General features: G+C 39.6%; 18 protein-coding genes. 14 read left to right on the forward strand and 4 right to left on the reverse strand.

Annotated features, from left to right (window positions below):
- Positions 1-4: 4 nt before the first annotated feature.
- From ACR2F3_RS11075 to ACR2F3_RS11125, 11 genes are all read left to right on the forward strand, one after another.
- Positions 5-1,024 carry a Gfo/Idh/MocA family protein gene (locus ACR2F3_RS11075; protein WP_432710038.1) on the forward strand — a complete coding sequence of 340 codons (1,020 nt, stop codon included), beginning with the start codon at positions 5-7 and terminating at the stop codon, positions 1,022-1,024.
- A 30-nt stretch (positions 1,025-1,054) separates the two neighbouring features.
- Entirely contained in the window at positions 1,055-4,132 is a 3,078-nt protein-coding gene (locus ACR2F3_RS11080) for a PQQ-dependent sugar dehydrogenase (protein ID WP_432710039.1), read from the forward strand.
- A 188-nt stretch (positions 4,133-4,320) separates the two neighbouring features.
- Positions 4,321-4,692 carry a transmembrane 220 family protein gene (locus ACR2F3_RS11085; protein WP_432710040.1) on the forward strand — a complete coding sequence of 124 codons (372 nt, stop codon included), beginning with the start codon at positions 4,321-4,323 and terminating at the stop codon, positions 4,690-4,692.
- A 52-nt stretch (positions 4,693-4,744) separates the two neighbouring features.
- Positions 4,745-5,446 (forward strand): EboA domain-containing protein, encoded by a 702-nt coding sequence (locus tag ACR2F3_RS11090; RefSeq protein ID WP_432710041.1) that lies wholly within the window; start codon positions 4,745-4,747, stop codon positions 5,444-5,446.
- A gap of 30 nt (positions 5,447-5,476) precedes the next feature.
- Positions 5,477-6,463, forward strand: a complete 987-nt coding sequence (locus ACR2F3_RS11095; RefSeq protein ID WP_432710042.1) for a TatD family hydrolase — start codon at positions 5,477-5,479, stop codon at positions 6,461-6,463.
- Between the two features lie 8 nt (positions 6,464-6,471).
- On the forward strand, positions 6,472-7,353 hold the full coding sequence (gene eboC / locus ACR2F3_RS11100; RefSeq protein ID WP_432710043.1) for a UbiA-like protein EboC: 882 nt from the start codon (positions 6,472-6,474) through the stop codon (positions 7,351-7,353).
- A gap of 15 nt (positions 7,354-7,368) precedes the next feature.
- Positions 7,369-8,541: a 3-dehydroquinate synthase gene (locus tag ACR2F3_RS11105; RefSeq protein WP_432710044.1), complete on the forward strand. Its 1,173-nt coding sequence runs from the start codon at positions 7,369-7,371 to the stop codon at positions 8,539-8,541.
- A gap of 7 nt (positions 8,542-8,548) precedes the next feature.
- Positions 8,549-9,781, forward strand: a complete 1,233-nt coding sequence (gene eboE / locus ACR2F3_RS11110; protein ID WP_432710045.1) for a metabolite traffic protein EboE — start codon at positions 8,549-8,551, stop codon at positions 9,779-9,781.
- Positions 9,782-9,813: 32 nt separating this feature from the next.
- A complete protein-coding gene (locus tag ACR2F3_RS11115) occupies positions 9,814-11,196 on the forward strand; it encodes an alkaline phosphatase family protein (protein ID WP_432710046.1) in 1,383 nt (460 codons plus the stop codon).
- A gap of 146 nt (positions 11,197-11,342) precedes the next feature.
- Entirely contained in the window at positions 11,343-11,828 is a 486-nt protein-coding gene (locus tag ACR2F3_RS11120) for a secondary thiamine-phosphate synthase enzyme YjbQ (protein ID WP_432710047.1), read from the forward strand.
- A 144-nt stretch (positions 11,829-11,972) separates the two neighbouring features.
- Complete coding sequence (locus tag ACR2F3_RS11125) at positions 11,973-12,605, forward strand: insulinase family protein (protein ID WP_432710048.1); 633 nt, start codon at positions 11,973-11,975, stop codon at positions 12,603-12,605.
- Between the two features lie 93 nt (positions 12,606-12,698).
- On the opposite strand, the gene ACR2F3_RS11130 is transcribed toward ACR2F3_RS11125, so the two are convergent.
- Entirely contained in the window at positions 12,699-13,076 is a 378-nt protein-coding gene (locus ACR2F3_RS11130; protein ID WP_432710049.1) for an MmcQ/YjbR family DNA-binding protein, read from the reverse strand.
- A 272-nt stretch (positions 13,077-13,348) separates the two neighbouring features.
- On the opposite strand from ACR2F3_RS11130, the gene ACR2F3_RS11135 reads away from it, so the two are divergent.
- Positions 13,349-13,579 carry a hypothetical protein gene (locus tag ACR2F3_RS11135; RefSeq protein WP_432710050.1) on the forward strand — a complete coding sequence of 77 codons (231 nt, stop codon included), beginning with the start codon at positions 13,349-13,351 and terminating at the stop codon, positions 13,577-13,579.
- Between the two features lie 200 nt (positions 13,580-13,779).
- On the opposite strand, the gene ACR2F3_RS11140 is transcribed toward ACR2F3_RS11135, so the two are convergent.
- Positions 13,780-14,703: a helix-turn-helix domain-containing protein gene (locus ACR2F3_RS11140; RefSeq protein WP_432710051.1), complete on the reverse strand. Its 924-nt coding sequence runs from the start codon at positions 14,701-14,703 to the stop codon at positions 13,780-13,782.
- Positions 14,704-14,737: 34 nt separating this feature from the next.
- Positions 14,738-15,478 (reverse strand): SDR family oxidoreductase, encoded by a 741-nt coding sequence (locus ACR2F3_RS11145; RefSeq protein WP_432710052.1) that lies wholly within the window; start codon positions 15,476-15,478, stop codon positions 14,738-14,740.
- A gap of 210 nt (positions 15,479-15,688) precedes the next feature.
- Here ACR2F3_RS11145 and ACR2F3_RS11150 point away from each other — a divergent pair, with 210 nt between their 5' ends.
- Together ACR2F3_RS11150 and ACR2F3_RS11155 are read left to right on the forward strand one after the other, a co-directional pair.
- Positions 15,689-15,979: a hypothetical protein gene (locus ACR2F3_RS11150; RefSeq protein WP_432710053.1), complete on the forward strand. Its 291-nt coding sequence runs from the start codon at positions 15,689-15,691 to the stop codon at positions 15,977-15,979.
- 85 nt (positions 15,980-16,064) lie between these two features.
- Positions 16,065-16,913, forward strand: coding sequence for an SDR family oxidoreductase (locus ACR2F3_RS11155; protein ID WP_432710054.1), 849 nt, complete (start codon positions 16,065-16,067; stop codon positions 16,911-16,913).
- Positions 16,914-16,951: 38 nt separating this feature from the next.
- Here ACR2F3_RS11155 and msrA read toward each other — a convergent pair whose 3' ends face one another.
- A complete protein-coding gene (msrA, locus tag ACR2F3_RS11160) occupies positions 16,952-17,443 on the reverse strand; it encodes a peptide-methionine (S)-S-oxide reductase MsrA (RefSeq protein WP_432710055.1) in 492 nt (163 codons plus the stop codon).
- Positions 17,444-17,666 lie beyond the last annotated feature (223 nt).

Genomic DNA, 17,666 nt, shown 5'->3' on the forward strand with positions numbered 1-17,666 from the left:
AAGTATGAAGAATAAAAATACATATAGCCGATGGTCTTTTTTAAGACTGTCGGCTATGGCTGGTGCCGCAGTAAGTCTTAGTCCTTTGTTTTCTATTGCTGAGGAGGTTAACCTGTTCTCATCGGGCAGTAATCCAGTAGCTGCTGGAAAAAGAATTGGTATTATTGGGCTGGATACTTCACATAGCGAGGTGTTTACAAAAATGATCAATTCGGGAGAAGTAGCTGGGGGATACAAAGTTGTAGCTGCTTATCCGCATGGGAGCCCGGATATTCCGGAGGCCTTGAAAATCAAGCCTGGAGTTATCGCAGCGGTGAAAAACATGGGCGTAGAAATTGTAGATTCTATTGACGACCTATTAAAGAAAGTAGATGTGGTGTTGCTGGAAACCATAGATGGGAGACCACACTATGAACAAGCGCTTCCTGTGCTTAAAGCAGGTAAACGAATGTTTATAGATAAACCACTGGCTGCAACTTTAGCTGATGCAAAAAAAATATTTGCAGCTTCAAGAAAATACAATAGTCCGGTATTTACCAGCTCCGCATTACGTTTCGATCCTACAGTTCAAAAGGTTGTAAATGGCACCATTGGAAAAGTTACAGGTGCTGATGTGTATACGCCAGCAGTGATAGAAGACCGTCATTTGGATATGGCCTGGTACGGAATCCATGGTGTAGAAATGCTCTTTACCGTAATGGGACCTGGATGTAAGTCCGTTAGCCGCACGTATCAGGAAGGTACGGATTTGTTAGTCGGCACCTGGGAAGATGGCCGTATTGGTACGGTCAGGGGTATCCGGACGGGTAGTGCAAACATTGCCGGAACTGCTTTTGGAGATAAGGGGATTGCTAGTCTGGGGCCTTTCAGCTCTTATGTGCCTTTGGTTGATAAAATTATAGCCTTTTTTGACACGGGCGTGCCTCCGGTTTCAGAAGCGGAGACCTTAGAGATCTTTCATTTCATGCATGCTGCTGATGTAAGTAGAAAAGAAAAAGGAAAACTTATTCCTATAACGAAATGAAATACCAATTTCAATGAATAAAACTAAACAATGAGACAAATTTATATAGTTCTTTTTATCAGCTTGTTTATCATAAGCTGTAATTCAGCTCGGAAACAGATTAATGTGCTCTATTTTTCTTCTCAGCAAGAAAATGTGGCACCTCAGGGATTAAGGGATTTTGCTTCGCAAAACAAAGGAACCTATACGTATTCAAAGGATTTTTCTGTATTTTCTGAAGATTCGCTAAAAGGTATAAGTGCCATTTTGATTAAGGTAAGCGATATTAATAAACTTGATCATCGGGCTATTCCTCAGTTGAAAAGATATCTTGAAGCAGGAGGTGGTGGCATCATTGCCATTCGCGATACTACATTAAGTATTAAAGGGTGGCCATGGCTGCAGGCATGGTTAGGCAACAAAGATGGTGCTCAACTTGAACAGGATAAAGGTAGGTTAGCTGTTTTAAGTAAAACATACACCGCAGATGCGCTTGGAAAATCCCTGGCTTATGCTGTAGGGGATAACTATATACCTGATTTCAAAAAGGCACAAACCCTTGCTGTGCCAGACAGTAGTCGGTACGTTAGGGAGGTTCTGGCGGAAGGCCTGGATGAGCCCATGCAAATGGCCATTTTTCCAAATAACGACGTTTTATTCGTAGGCAGAAAGGGCAGTATTCAGCGTTATGAAGATGCCACAGGTGAAACCAAAACGATTGCCAGTTTAAATGTTTTCACAGGTATTGAAGATGGACTGTTAGGTGTTACTTTAGACCCTGATTATGAGAAGAATAACTGGATTTACTTCTATTATGCGGTAGCAGGTGAAAAATCAATAAACCGTTTGTCGAGGTTTGAACTTCATGGTGATAGTTTAGTGCTAGGAAATGAAAAAGTTATTATAGACATACCTACACAACGGATTTATTGTTGTCATTCGGCAGGATACATCTCTTTTGATAAAAATGGCTTGTTATACCTGTCTGTTGGCGACAATACAAATGCCGAAGAGACTGAAGGATATACGCCGGTAGATGAAAGACCCGGACGTTCTTTAGCAGATGATCAGGCTACTGCAGCAAATACAAATGACCTGAGAGGCAAAATCCTTCGCATTAAACCACTACCTGAAGGGGGGTATGAAATTCCTGATGGTAATTTGTTTCCAAAAGATGGATCTGCTGGAAGGCCGGAAATTTACATTATGGGCTCAAGAAACCCTTATCGTTTCAGCATTGACTCAAAAACCAATTATCTCTATTGGGGAGACGTTGGTCCTGACACTAAAGTTAAGGCCTCAACTGGTGAGTTCATGAGTTTCGATGAGATTAATCAGGCTAAAGAACCCGGATTTTACGGATGGCCCTACTTTTTAGGTAACAATGAGATTTTTCCTAAATACAATTATGCTACAAAAAAGGAAGAGCCGGGTAAAGACCCTGCAAAGCCCATTAACAATTCTCCAAATAATACCGGAGCCAAAGAATTGCCACCTGCAGTACCAGCAATGATCTGGTACGGTAAAGGTAATTCTGCTGAGTTTCCTTTAGTTGGGAGTGGTGGCGCAACAGCAGCCGCCGGACCTGTCTATAATAGCGCTTCTTTTGAAAAAGCACCTTTCAGGTTATCTGATTATTATGATGGTAAATTATTTATTTATGAGTGGATCAGGGGCTGGATCATGGCGGTCACTTTCGACGAGCATCATAATTACCTGCGAATGGAGCCATTCCTTGAACATGTGAAATTTGAAGCACCCGTAGATATGCAGTTTGCTGCCGATGGCTCATTATATGTCCTTGAATATGGAACCAACTGGTTCTCTAAAAATTCAAATGCTAAGCTTGTCCGCTTCCAGTATGTGGAAGGAAACAGAAACCCGAATGCAGTTATTGATATAGAACAGCAATATGGTGCTGCACCGATGAAAGTAAACCTGTCTGCTTCAGGATCTAACGACCATGATCAAACAGACCAGTTGTCATATCAATGGGAGATTGATGGTCAGCAATTTGAAGGTGAAAAGCTAAGTTATATCCTTTCTAAACCTGGCATTTATGAAGTTTTGTTAAGTGTTGCAGATAACAATGGTGGTGTTGGTAAAACATCCAGAAAAGTATATGTAGGAAATACGCCGCCAGAGGTTTCCATTCTGACACGATCTAACACTTCATTTTATTGGGATAATAAGGTGTTTGATTATGATATTCAGGTTAAGGATAAGGAAGAAGCCGTTAAGCCTGAACGATTAAATGTTTCTTTTGGATATATCCCGCATGGTAAAGATGTAGCCACTATTTTAACCAGTAACCAGGAAGTGAGTAGTTTTAAATACTTAAAAGGAAAGCAAATGGTGCTGAGTATGGATTGTAAATCTTGTCATTCTCTGGACAAGGAATCTGTTGGACCTTCCTATCGGGCCATTGCAAAACGTTATTCCGGTAAGCCAGGATCTTTAGAAAAACTTGCAGATAAAGTAATTCAAGGTGGAAGTGGCAACTGGGGAGAGCGTGCGATGTCGGCCCATCCGGCACTTTCTGTTAAGGAAGCAGAAGATATGACGGCATATATTCTTTCCTTGTCGGAAGAAAACGCCAGGCTTCCTTTAAAAAGTACGATCAAGCTCACAGAACATATTGGTAAAGGAAATGATGGCGTGTACCTTTTAAATGCGAGTTATAAAGACCAGGGCGCTAATGGCATAGGCGAGTTAGAATCCAGAAACTATATTCTGTTAAAAGATCCATTGATACAAACTGAGGATTTTGATCGGGGAAACGTCAGGATAGCAACAATAACGACGGAGTTCCGCTCCTATATCACCAGTATTACCAACGGTAAATACATGATGTTTAAAGGCATTGACCTTGTTGGCATAAAAAATATTACTTACCAGGTTCAGGCAAGTGGTATAGGCGGAAACATTGAAGTAAGGTTGGATAAAATTGATGGCCCTGTGGTGAGTAAACTGGCTATTCCATCAGCTAATCCAGCACAGGCAAATGTATGGAAGGAAATGGAAGCAACCGTTAAAGCGACTCAGGGTAAGCATGACTTGTTCTTTGTTTTCACCGGGCCAGCTAAAAATCAAAACTACTTTAATATTGACTGGATTCGGTTCCAATAGAAACTAAGCTAAGTATGCATAGGTTTAATTGGAAAATGGTGATTTCGCTGCGTTTTTTAAAGAGAAGAAAGCAACAGTTCGCCAGGATATTTAACGCTTTTAATGAATTATAAAGTAAAATGTTAGCCGCTTTTCTGGTGAAAATTTAGATATTGAAGATCCATTAATAAGAGATTAAAAAAAAATGTATGTTTCTAATTGTGCTGAATTCAGTTTTCTGTCTATCATTTATTTTGTTTGCTTACGTGAATTTAAATGATAATGACTCCTGGTTATGGGTGCCAATTTATTTAGTTGCTGCTGCTTGTTGTGGACTGGCTGTATTTGAAATGTATTACCCTACAGTTTATTTATTAGCCATTAGTTTTTACCTGATTTACGCAGTTTATTTATTTTTTGATAAAGACGGGGTAAAAGATTGGATCAGCCTATACGGGAGACCGAGCCTGGTAGAAAGTATGCAAGCCAGTAAGCCCTATATTGAAAAAGCAAGAGAGTTTTTTGGATTATTAATTATAAGCGGAGCCCTGGCTATCAATTATTTCGTAGTTATTAACTAAGCTATTATAGGCTCATGATAAATCATCACCTTTTAAAAACAAACAGATTTTAATGGAAACCAAAAGTTTAATTACTACGGAGGGGCTGAAAACCATTGGGGATCTCTTATTGGTCGTTTTAAAGCGGAACTTGAAAGCTGATGCCTTTTTGAGTTTAGAAAGCAAGTTGGATGCCATTAGAACTGAAGCGCGCTCTTTTCCATTGAGGATGCTTTTTGCTCAGGTTCCAAGGTTAACAGGGAAGCAAATTGTTTTTTTAGAGGCTAAAGAACTTGCTGTAATCAGTTCTTTTCTTCCTGAAAACACTTTTCATGGTTGGACTTTAGAAAGGTTATGTCGTGTTTGGGTTTTATTGCAAATCTCGCAAGCGGATAAAATATGTTACCTCAAAATGATCAATGATCTTTTTGAGTCTGCAGAAATGAATGAACAAGTGGCACTTTATTCCGCATTACCATTTCTAATTTATCCGGAGGAGTGGATTTTCAGGTGTGAGGAAGGCATTCGCAGTAATATCGGGTTGATATTGGAAGCCATTATGTATTACAATCCATATCCTGCTCATTATCTTTCAGAAGCGGCTTGGAATCAAATGATCCTAAAAGCTTTCTTTACTGACAAAAATGTTAATCATATTATAGGTTTGCACGAAAGAACAAACGCCAGGCTTACAGCATCCCTGAAAGATTATATTGCAGAGCGTTTAGCCGCGCACAGAACGGTTAATGATGAAATTTATAAATTGCTGGTTTAATTTGAAGGTATATTAAAGACTATAAATATTATGTGCTGTAATGAAAATTTTAAAGAAAGAGCAGAAGGTGAAAAGATAGCCAGTGTTCTTGATTTGAGCGATATCAGGGGGATGAATTTTTTTGACCCACATATACATATGACCTCCAGAACTACTGATGATTATCAGGCCATGGCGGATGCAGGTATTGTTGCCTTAATTGAGCCTGCTTTCTGGCTTGGACAACCCCGTACAGGTGTTTCCAGTTTTTTGGATTATTACAGTAGTTTATTGGGTTGGGAAAGATTTCGTGCTTCCCAATTTGGCATTAAACATTATTGTACCATTGGTTTAAACTCACGGGAGGCTAACAATGAAAAGTTAGCAGAACAGGTGATGGAGATTTTGCCACTTTATATTTATAAAGAGGGGGTAGTGGGGGTTGGGGAGATTGGTTTTGATGACCAGACGCCTGCAGAGGATAAATACTTTCGCTTGCAATTGGAACTGGCAAAAGAGGCGGGATTGCCAGTGCAAATTCACACCCCTCATCGGGATAAAAAGAAAGGTACACAAAGAAGTATGGACATTGCGTTGGAGCATGGACTTTTGCCTTCGCAGGTAATAGTGGACCATAATAATGAAGAAACAGTAAAAGAAGTGCTTGACAGAGGGTTTTGGGCAGCATTTACCATTTATCCATTTACCAAGATGGGAAATGAAAGGATGGTAGAGATTGTTAAACAATATGGTTCTGAGCGAATTATGATTAATTCTGCTGCTGACTGGGGGATTAGTGATCCTTTGGCTGTACCAAAATCTGCAGCATTAATGAAAAAATCTGGTATCAGTCTTGAAGATATAGCGTTGGTGACCTATCGAAATGCTTTAAATGCTTTTGCACAGAGCGGACAACTTGATGAAAGTGATTTTATAACTGTCCAAACTGTTGATCAAGGACAAAAATATGCGCATAATTCTATTTTGAGAGGCGGACAACAACCGAGGATTGATAAAAATTCTATTATTATTTCTTAATGGTTCCTATGGTGGATAAACGATTAGGTTACATCCGTTTAATGCGTCCTGCAAATGTGGTGACTGCTGTGGCTGATGTACTTGCAGGGATTGCTGTTTCCGGATATTTGTTGGGATCAGCAAATGTGATGCCCATGATTGTACTCTGTATTTCTACAATAGGTCTGTATAGTGGTGGAATCATCTTTAATGATGTTTTTGATGTTGAATTGGATAAAATTGAAAGACCAGAACGACCTATCCCAAGCGGATTGATTTCTGTGAAAGAAGCATCTGTATTTGGTGCTGTTTTTTTTGCTTTAGGGGTGGTGGCGGCAAGCTTTTGTAACCCTGCATCATTCATCCTTTCTATATTAATTTTGATAGCCTGTTTAACTTATAATAAATGGTTAAAGCATGATAGGTTGCTTGGGCCTTTAAATATGGGATTATGCAGAGGCTTAAATTTACTTTTAGGGGTTAGTATATTACCATCACAACTTCAGGAGTGGTGGTTTTTAGCCATTATTCCCATCTTGTATATTGCTTCGATCACCATGATTAGTAGCGGAGAGGTGCATGGAGGAAGTAAAAAAAGCCTTTATTTGGCCGCGTTTCTATATCTGATTGTAATTTCCTTTGTGTTGTTTATTTCTAATGCCAAAGGCAACCTTGTTATGGCTTTTCTCTTTCTGTTGCCTTTTACTTGGATGATTTTTGATCCGCTGATAAAGGCTATTCAGCAACCCATTGGCCCAAATATCGGTAAAGCGGTAAAAGCCGGTGTAATTGCATTAATTTTATTAAATGCCACTTTGGCCAGTGCCTTTGGTAACTGGCAGATTGCCATAATTATTATTATTTTATTGCCATTATCTTTATTGTTGGGTAAAAAATTTGCAGTTACTTAATTTGCATAGCCATTTATGAGTCATTTAGAACAATCGTTTAGTGTAAGGTTTCAGTATAAAATATTTTTTACCACATCACTTTTTAAGCGGAGTAACCCTACACTTTTAAACTTCTTCTCGGAGCAGCCATCTGAGGTACGTAAAATTCTTTTTGTGGTTGATCAGCAAGTTGCTGAAGCACACCCGAACCTGCTCGAGGATATTGAGACGTATTTCAATCAGATCAAGCCTATTAATCTGGTGAAAGACATACTTATTGTGCCCGGAGGAGAAGTATCGAAAAATGACGTTTACTACTTTAATCAGGTGATTGAAGCCGTCAATGTTTATGGAATTGACCGGCATTCCTACATTGCTGCAATTGGGGGTGGTGCTGTATTGGATATGGTAGGGTATGCTGCAACAGTGGCCCACAGGGGTGTTAAACAAATTCGAATCCCTACTACGGTTCTCTCACAAAACGATTCTGGAATCGGGGTAAAAAATGGAATCAATTATAAAGGAAAAAAAAACTTCGTGGGTACCTTTTCACCTCCAGCAGCCGTATTTAATGATAATCAATTTCTATTAACCTTATCAGACAGGGATTATCGATCAGGTATTGCTGAGGCGATAAAAGTTGCACTGATTAAAGATTACGACTTTTTTGTATGGCTTGAAAATAACGCTGATGCCCTGGTAAAAAGACATGTTGAATCCATGGACTACCTGATTAAGCGTTGTGCACAGCTTCACCTGGAGCATATTGGTGGGGCTGATCCATTTGAAACAGGTTCTGCACGACCTTTGGATTTCGGTCATTGGAGTGCCCATAAAATTGAGCAGTTGAGTGATTTCGCTATTACACATGGGGAGGCTGTTGCTATGGGGATTGCACTAGACAGTGCTTATTCATTTTTATTGGGATGGCTAAGGGAAGATAAATTATTGCGCGTTTTAAATTTATTGAAACAACTTTCTTTCGATATCATTAATTCGCACATTCAAATCAATGATTTAGCATCACCTGTTTTAATCGGATTGACAGAGTTTCAGGAACACCTTGGCGGGAAACTAACCATTACTTTACTCACAGATCTTGGGCAAAAGGCGGAGGTAAACGAGATGATACATCCTATGTTAGTGAAAGCTAGTCATTATGTGACTGCTTATGTTCGAGATTGTCTCATCACCTCTGATAACAAATAATATACTGATGAAAACCCATTTAGGCCATTTGACTTATTGTACAAATATTCACGCTGGAAAGAACTGGACGGAAGATTTTGATATCCTACAAGAATATTTACCCATCATAAAAAAAACAATTGCTCCTGATCAGCCTTTTGGAATAGGTTTAAGAATTTCAGAGGCCGCGAGCCTGCAATTGATAAACCCTGTTGCCTTAAGTGAATTTAAACAGTGGTTAGCGGATAATGATGCCTATGTTTTCACGATTAATGGCTTCCCCTACGGAGATTTTCATCATACGGTGGTTAAAGAAAATGTTCATCGTCCAGATTGGACGACTACTGCACGTAAAGATTACACCATCAGGTTGTTTAAGATCCTTCAATCCTTACTGCCACCGGGTATGGATGGTGGTATTTCCACTTCGCCACTAACGTACAGACATTGGTATACCTCGAAGAGGGATGCCGAAAACGCTAAAGACAAGGCTACCTTAAACATCATTGAAGTGTTAAAGGAACTGCATACTATTTATGTAGAAAGTGAGCTCCTTATGCATTTAGATGTGGAACCAGAGCCAGATGGCATGCTGGAAACCGGCAAAGAGTATATCAGGTGGTTTGAAGAGGACTTGTTAAGACTAGGTGTACCTGTATTCATGCAATCTTTTGGCCTTTCTGTAACAGCAGCAGAAAAGCGTATAAAAAGGCACCTTTGCTTATGTTATGATGTATGTCATTTCTCCATTGGTTATGAAAATCATGAAACAGTTTTAAAAGAACTTCATGAAAAAGGCCTTCGTGTAGGTAAAATTCAAATTAGTGCAGCTTTAAAAGCTAACTTAAAGGAGTCTGCAGGAGGAAGAATGCAAATCAAGGAAAGTTTCAGAAAATTTAACGAAACTACCTACCTGCATCAGGTGGTCGCTAAAAAAAGCGATGGAAATTTAATCCGTTATCCTGATCTGCCACAGGCACTTGATGATTTTGATCATGAGGGTGTGGAACAATGGCGAGCACATTTTCATGTCCCCATATCTCTCGAAAAAATAGGTTTTCTACAGTCTACACAGAATGATATTCTGAAAGTACTTGAACTTCAAAAAAAACAACCCTTTACCCATCATTTAGAAGTGGAGACCTATACATGGGAAGTGTTGCCTGGCAATATAAAATTACCACTTACACAATCTATCATCAATGAATTGAACTGGGTGATTGAAGCTGTTAAATTAGAAACAATCATAAGCAAAAGATAGCTTCATCATCTTTAAACACAAATTATAATCCAATGAAAAAAACCGTAGTCATAGATGTTGTAGGGTTATCATCAAATCTGATTGGGAAGCACACACCATTTTTAGAAAATTATAGCAAAAAGAAGCATTTAACTACGATAACACCTATGTTACCTGCAGTTACCACAGCGGTACAGTCGACCTATTTAACTGGGAAAATGCCGAATGACCATGGTGTAGTTGGAAATGGGTGGTATGACAATATAGATTCAGAAATAAAATTCTGGAAACAATCTAACAAACTTGTGCTGGCTGATAAAATCTGGGATAAAGCTAAAAAGGAGAATCCTGATTTTACCTGTGCAAATATGTTCTGGTGGTATAATATGTATTCAACAGTGGATTTCTCAGTGACCCCGAGGCCCAATTATCTGGCCGATGGCAGGAAACTTCCGGATTGCTATGCTCAGCCTGCAGCGCTGAGAGATATTTTACATGAAAAATTAGGAACATTTCCTTTATTCCAATTTTGGGGCCCTGGTGCAGATATCACCTCTTCAAAATGGATTGCGGAGGCTACAAAAATCACGGAGGAGCTGTATGATCCAACACTTACTTTTGTTTATTTGCCCCATCTTGATTATTGCCTGCAAAAGTTCGGGCCTGATTTTGAAAAGATCGGAAAAGACTTAAGTGATATTGATGCTGTTGTTAAGGACCTGGTGGACTTTTATACTGCAAAGCATGCGAATATTATTATTCTTTCTGAGTATGGTATTGTTCCGGTAAATAATCCTATTCATCTGAACAGGTTATTCAGAAATCATGGCTTGCTTCAATTACGTATTGAGCGTGGGCTTGAACTTTTAGACGCCGGTGCTTCTAAAGCTTTTGTGGTAGCAGATCACCAGATTGCTCATGTTTATGTTAATGATAAAAGTGTAGTTTCACAGGTTAAAAATTTACTTGAGGAAACACCTGGCATTGCTTTGATTTTAGATGAGGAAGGTAAAAAGACATATGGTATTAATCATGATAGGGCGGGTGACTTTGTGCTGGTTGCTGCCCCTGAAAGCTGGTTTACCTATTATTTCTGGTTAGACGACACAAAGGCACCTGATTATGCACGATGTGTAGATATTTTTAAAAAGCCAGGATATGATCCTGTAGAGATGTTTATGTCGTCGAAATTTCGTGCAGCCTATAAGTTATTGAAAAAGAAGGCTGGATTCAGGTATGTAATGGATGTTATTCCTCTTGATGCTAATTTGATTAAAGGGTCACATGGAAGTGTTCATGTCCCGGCTTCATATTTTCCGGTTTTAATTACTGATCAAAGCATAAATAGCGACAATCGGCTGGCAACTGAAGTTTATGAGGTTATTTGGTCTGCTTTAATGAGCTCTGAAAAACAGCATGCTGAACCTGCGGGCTAGCCTATTGACTCGTTTTTTTATTGTGTTCGTGTTTCGTTGACAATAAAATTTAACAAACTAGTAAGCACTTAAAAAAGAGAATTTAAAACATTTTGGCAATTTTACCGCTTAAAACAGTAATAAAAAGATAGCTGAATAATTAAAGTATGAAGATTTTTCAAACAACGATTTCACTAAACGCAAGAAAGAGGGGGTTTCACCTCATAACTGATGAAGTATTTAGCGCTTTACCAGAAATTAAAACGATAAAAGTTGGGGTTTGTCAGGTCTTTATCCAACATACTTCGGCTGCGCTCACCATCAATGAAAATGCAGATCCAACTGTTAGAAAAGATTTTGAAATGTTTTTTAATAAAGCTGTGCCAGAAAACGATCCTGATTATGAACATGATTACGAGGGAGCTGATGATATGCCTGCACACCTGAAGTCGTCACTTCTGGGTAGTTCAGTAAGTTTGCCTGTCAGTAATGGAAAGTTCGCATTAGGCATATGGCAGGGGATTTACCTTTGTGAACATCGTGATGAAGGCGGTAAAAGAAATATAGTGATAACTGTTTGGGGGATGTCTAGTAAAGTAAATATCTACAATGCGGCAAACAAAGAGGGGGGCGCTTCGACTCAAGGCTCATGATAGAGCGGAGATGAAACGTGGCAGGCACAGGATTGGTACAACACTCATCCGGGAGTTGCCGTACTAATCCCGTCTAAAAGTCGTTCCTGAGTCGTTGTTCGGTCGGTCCAATTCCAGCTAGGTGTGCATTTTAGCATACCTTCTTTGCCTGCAACACATCGAAAGGAAACATGGAAAGATGCAGGAATCAGAACCCCTAAAGGAAAAATTCGAAAGAATGTGTACAAGGGGTCAGAAGATAAGGCAACTGTACAATTGGTATTGAGCGGTGATTATAAAGAAAGTAAAAAGGAGAAACTTATAGTTTCAGCACTCGAGGAGGTGTTAAGTTTCAGAATGCTTGATCGCTTAAGGAAAAAGGAGAGTGGCATTTATTCTCCGGGAGTTTCTTTAAGTGCCTCCATGTATCCGGTACCATCTTATCGTGTAGGGGTTTCGTTTGGCTGTGCACCTGAAAATGTAGAAACGCTAATTAAAGCGGCAGAAGAGGAATTACATTTACTAGCTTCCAAAGGCGCCCTGCCTTCAGAGCTTGACAAATTTAAAGCCGAAGCTAAACTAGCGCACGAAACTGCGCTGAAAACAAATGTGTTCTGGAGAAACGAACTAGTAAGCAGCTACAGGGAGAATAAGAATCCTTCGAAGCTTTTAGAATTTGAAAGATCGCTTGCCAGCATCAGCATCTCAGACCTGCGTAAAGCTGCCAAACGCTATTTTGACCTAAGTAATTATATGGTATTTGTTTTATTTCCAGAAGAATTTAAGGAAAAGTCGTAAAAGCTTTATTCTTGTTTTTTTACTAATAATTAGGAAGAGTCTTTCCGGATGGAGAGGCTCTTTTTTTGTGCCATGTTCATAGGATATTGATGATTATGATTTATCTGTCAATGATTGTTGAATTTTATGTGGCAAACTTGAAACGATAAGCTCATAAGATTTCCTGACAAGATCCTTTAATACAGGATCAGGTACATCACTGTTGAAATAGACACTTACCCAATGCTTCTTGTTCATGTGATATCCGGGTTTAATCCCGATATATTTTGTTTGTAATTCTACTGATTCTTCCGGATCGCATTTCAGATCACAGAAATCAAATTTTTCGATGTTGACAAAACAGAACCATTTGTCTTCAACGTAAAATACAAGCAATTCTTGGTCATATTTAGAGTGGGCTTTACCAAATGGAAGCTTTTCCTTTGCACCATTAAATGAAAGACAGTATTTTCTAAAAGTTTCTATATTCATGATTTCAATTTAAAGTCTATTGAAAAACTAAGTATATTATTTAGTAAAGAGCCGTCTCTTATTAATTTACAAAATATATTTATTATATCAGTCCAGACATTACAATGTTAGCTTTTTTTCTGCATGGTACATTCAATTATTTCGGTAAGCCGGCTATTGAAATAAGTACTTAACGCGTGTATTCAAGTAGTTATCCTATAAACAAAAAAATAAGGAGTTAAGTTATTAACTGTGAAGTGCAGACACGCTAGAATTAAACTAACAATATGATTATGGGAAAGAACAATAAAAACAGCTTTATTCCGCCCAAAGGAAGGCCTTCAGGCTCTGGGCGGGAAGGATCAGGACTAAAAGACGCATTTGCCGTGAATGATTTAGAAACTGATAATCGCCTTGCGGATGCGTATACTAAGGGAGAGGATGACCCTGCAGATAACGTTTATTTGAGGCATCCGAACAGAAACACAGATAAAGGAAGAGAAGAACAAGGTGATGACAAATAATGATTGTTTTCCGCCTTATAGGGCAATATAGGTGCAGTTAGCCAGGGTGAATTGAAGAGTAATCACGGATTACCAATTGTAGGTTATTGATGATTTAGCATGCTGGTTAGAGAGGACGAAGCATATACAGTGGACTTATAAAAACCTGGTGAAGAGAAAAGGCGTTTTAGAACGCCTCAACTTAGATAAGGTATAAATAGTTAATTCAAATGTAGTTTGTGCCGGAATGCAGTTGGTGATACACTGGTTTTTTGTTTAAACAGTTTGTTAAAGGATTGCGGATGTTCAAATCCCAATTGGTAAGCAATTTCTGCGGTTGTCAGCGTTTCCTGGCCTAATAGCACCTTAGCCCTATCGATAAGCCAAAGGTGGATGTGTTGTTGCGTGGTCTTGCCGGTGAGTGACCTCAGCATGTCAGATAGATAGCGTTGTGATACCTCCAATTGAGCGGCCACATCCTGGGGTGACGGTACGCCTTCATTTAATAGGCGACCGGAGTCAAAACGTTCAGCTAAATGTGTGTTCATCTTGATGATCAAGTCATGATAATGATGCTGCCTGGTAAGAAATTGCCGTTTGTAAAACCTGTTGCTGTGGTTCAATAATAGTTCGATCTGCGCAACAAGCACGTCCTGGCTAAACTCATCAATATTGTTTTCCAGTTCTACCGCTATAGCGCCAAAAAGTGAGTCGATTACTTGTTTTTCTTTACTTGATAAAAAAAGTGCTTCAGAAACGGCATAAGAGAAGAAGCCGAACTGTTTAATCTGTTTTGCCAATGGATAATTGCTTAGGAGATCAGGATGAAAGTATAGGGCATAACCCGTATAGTCAGCCGGATCGGCGGTCATCTCCACTAATTGGTGTGGAGACAGAAAGGCAAGGCCGCCCTCTTTAAAATCATAGCTTCCGGGTCCATATTTTATGCTGCCACTAAAACTGTTCTTAAAAGATATTTTATAAAAATCAAGCGAGAACCAATTTCCTGCGTCAGTAAGGTCAATGCGTTGTTTATCGTAATTGACTAATGCGAGGAGCGGATGCAATGGAGGGTCAAGCCTGAGCCGGTGCATCAGGTCGCTAATGGTATCAAAGTTCAGGGTTATTCTGTTTTTACCTTTCATTGTTTGGTAATCTAATCTAAGTTACGAAATGAACTTAATTTTGAACAGTTGGCCGGATAACGATGTCGCCGACATCAACTTTGTCTGGCTGATCAATAGCATAAACCACAGCACGGGCAATCGCCTCCGCTGGAATAGCCATCTGGTCTGCTTGTGCCTGAATGGTATTTCTTATCGCTTCATTTTTGATGTTACTCACAAACTCAGTGGCTACATAACCCGGCGAGATGCCGGTTACCCGCCAGCGGCCCAATGATTCCTGGCGCAAGGCTTCACTTAGTGTACGCACAGCATTTTTAGTCGCTGCATAAACGCCCATGGTGGGAACGATGCTGATGCCAGCGGTGGAAATGATATTGATGAGATGTCCAGATCCCTGCCTGATAAAAATGGGTAAGGCTGCGGCGATGCCATAGAGTGTTCCTTTTAAATTCACATTGATCATTTGCTCCCAACCCTCCACATCGAGTTCTTCCATCTTATAAAGCTGGCTAATACCGGCATTGTTAATCATCACGTCTAGTTTGCCAAATTTCTCTACAGCAACAGAGGTTAGTCTGACCAGGTCAGCCCGCACTGTTACATCCATTTCCAGGTAAGCGACATCGTTACCATTTTCCTGAATACGATTTGCCAGGGCTTTTAGTCGCCCCGTTCTGCGGGCAGCTAATACCACTTTTGCACCATTGCTGGCCAGCATTTCTGCGGTTGCTTCACCAATACCACTGCTCGCACCAGTGATGACCACTACTTTTCCTGCTATTCCGTTCTCCATCTCGTATGATTTGAGAAAGCAAATTTCCAAAAAAACGTAAATGTTGGTGTAGCCGATATGGCAAAATGTGTAGTCGAAATAGCTTGCAAAGCGCGCCAACTAATTTACTTTTTTTATATCACTCATTTGCTTGGGCATGCTCGTTACTGGCTATATCATGTGCTATATCAAAGTCAGGAAATCAAAGTAGAATTTCATTATATTTGAGATATGATTGATATCAATGATTTCAAACAATCTATCAATGATGCATACCCACCTGCCGGATTACCATCGCGTGTACAGGCCTTATGGCATGATGGCGCTGGAGATTGGAAAAAAGCACATGATTTAATTGATCAGGAAACAGATAAAAGCTCAGCCCATATCCATGCTTACCTGCACCGCAAGGAAGGTGATCTTTGGAATGCAGATTATTGGTATAAACGTGCAGGAAGGATCAGGCCACAGGTTTCTTTAGCAGAAGAATGGAACATGCTGGTGCAGGAATATTTACAATAAATTTAAAGCACTTCGACCCGGCGCCCATATACAGCGGAGATGTGACGTAACTCAAAATGTAACAATATTTATTACATCTATAAATATGAAAATAGGAATCACAGGAGCAAATGGACAACTTGGCCGTTTGGTAATAGAAAAATTAAAAGAAAGAACAAATGCAGCTAATTTTGTAGCATTAGTGCGTTCACCAGAGAAGGCTGCTGACCTGGGTATTGAGACCCGTTCATTTGATTACACTAAATCAGAATCACTTGCTGATGCATTAAAAGACATTGATCACTTATTGCTGATTTCTGGAAATGAAGTAGGTAAGCGTAAGGTTCAGCATGAAAATGTAATTAATGCAGCTAAAGAAGCAGGGGTCAAATGGATTGTTTACACCAGTTTGCTTCATGCGGATACTTCTTCATTGAGTTTAGCACCAGAACATTTAGCCACGGAAGCCTTGTTGAAGTCAAGTGGTATCGCTTACACCATTTTAAGAAATGGATGGTATACTGAAAATTATACAGGTGAAATAACTGGTGCTGTAGCTGCAGGCGCATTTATCGGCAGTGCCGGAGAAGGAAAGATCTCCTCAGCCTCACGTGTAGATTATGCAGAAGCGGCTGCAGTAGTATTGTCCGGTGAAGGACATGTAGGAAAAATATATGAATTAGCAGGCGATGAGTTTTATACTTTGAAGGAGCTTGCTGAGGAGCTATCCACACAGACAGGCAAGACTATTCCTTATCAAAATTTACCTGAAAACGAATATGCAGCTGCATTAAAATCATTTGGTATACCTGAAGATATGGCTAATGCGATTGCTGGATGGGATATAAGCGTTTCAAAAGGAGATTTGTTTGATGATGGAAAAGTGCTTTCCAATTTAATTGGTCGACCTACTACCCCCTGGAGGGAGGAAGTCAGGAAAGCGTTGGCTTCGTAAAAGAAGGTGGGTAGAGGATACCCGCCTTCTTTTATTTCTTAAAGATAACTCCCAAATCTTTCATAATGACAAGTATAACCATTGGGAAACTTAACCAGGTAATCCTGATGTTCTTCCTCCGCAGGCCAAAATTTGGTAAAAGGCTCTAATTTGGTAACCACTGGCCCAGGCCATCTCCCTGATTCATTTACTATCTTGATGACTTCTTCTGCCACTTCTTTTTCCTCTTCATTCTGAATAAATATAGCTGACCGATAGCTTGATCCTCTGTCGTTACCCTGCCTGTCTACCGTAGTAGGATCATGTATGGTGAAGAAGTAATCCAATAATGCTTTGTATGAAGTCTGATTGGCATCGTAAGTGATTTCAATTCCTTCTGCGTGTCCTGGATGGTTGCGATAGGTTGGGTTTTCGTTCTCACCTCCCAAATAACCTACCTCAGTATCTACTACGCCTGGGCGTACCCGGAAGAGGTCTTCCATTCCCCAAAAACAGCCGCCTGCTATGTATGCTTTTTTTAAATTTTCCATATTTTATTTAAAAGATGAAATATAGTATGATTGATTGTAAACCTGTTGGAATTCTTTAACAAACATACGTTTATTAGACCTCAAATTAAATAGGAGTCATTTTGTTTAAGAACGCAAGACAATTCGGAATAAATTGGCCGCCCAGCCACTGCCTTAAACAAAAGTGGTGAAAAGACAGTAAGCGTTTTATGATATTGAGAAAATGACAACAATTTTTTATTCC

It is taken from the genome of Pedobacter sp. (genome assembly GCF_045627485.1).
Classification (GTDB): Bacteria; Bacteroidota; Bacteroidia; order Sphingobacteriales; family Sphingobacteriaceae; genus Pedobacter.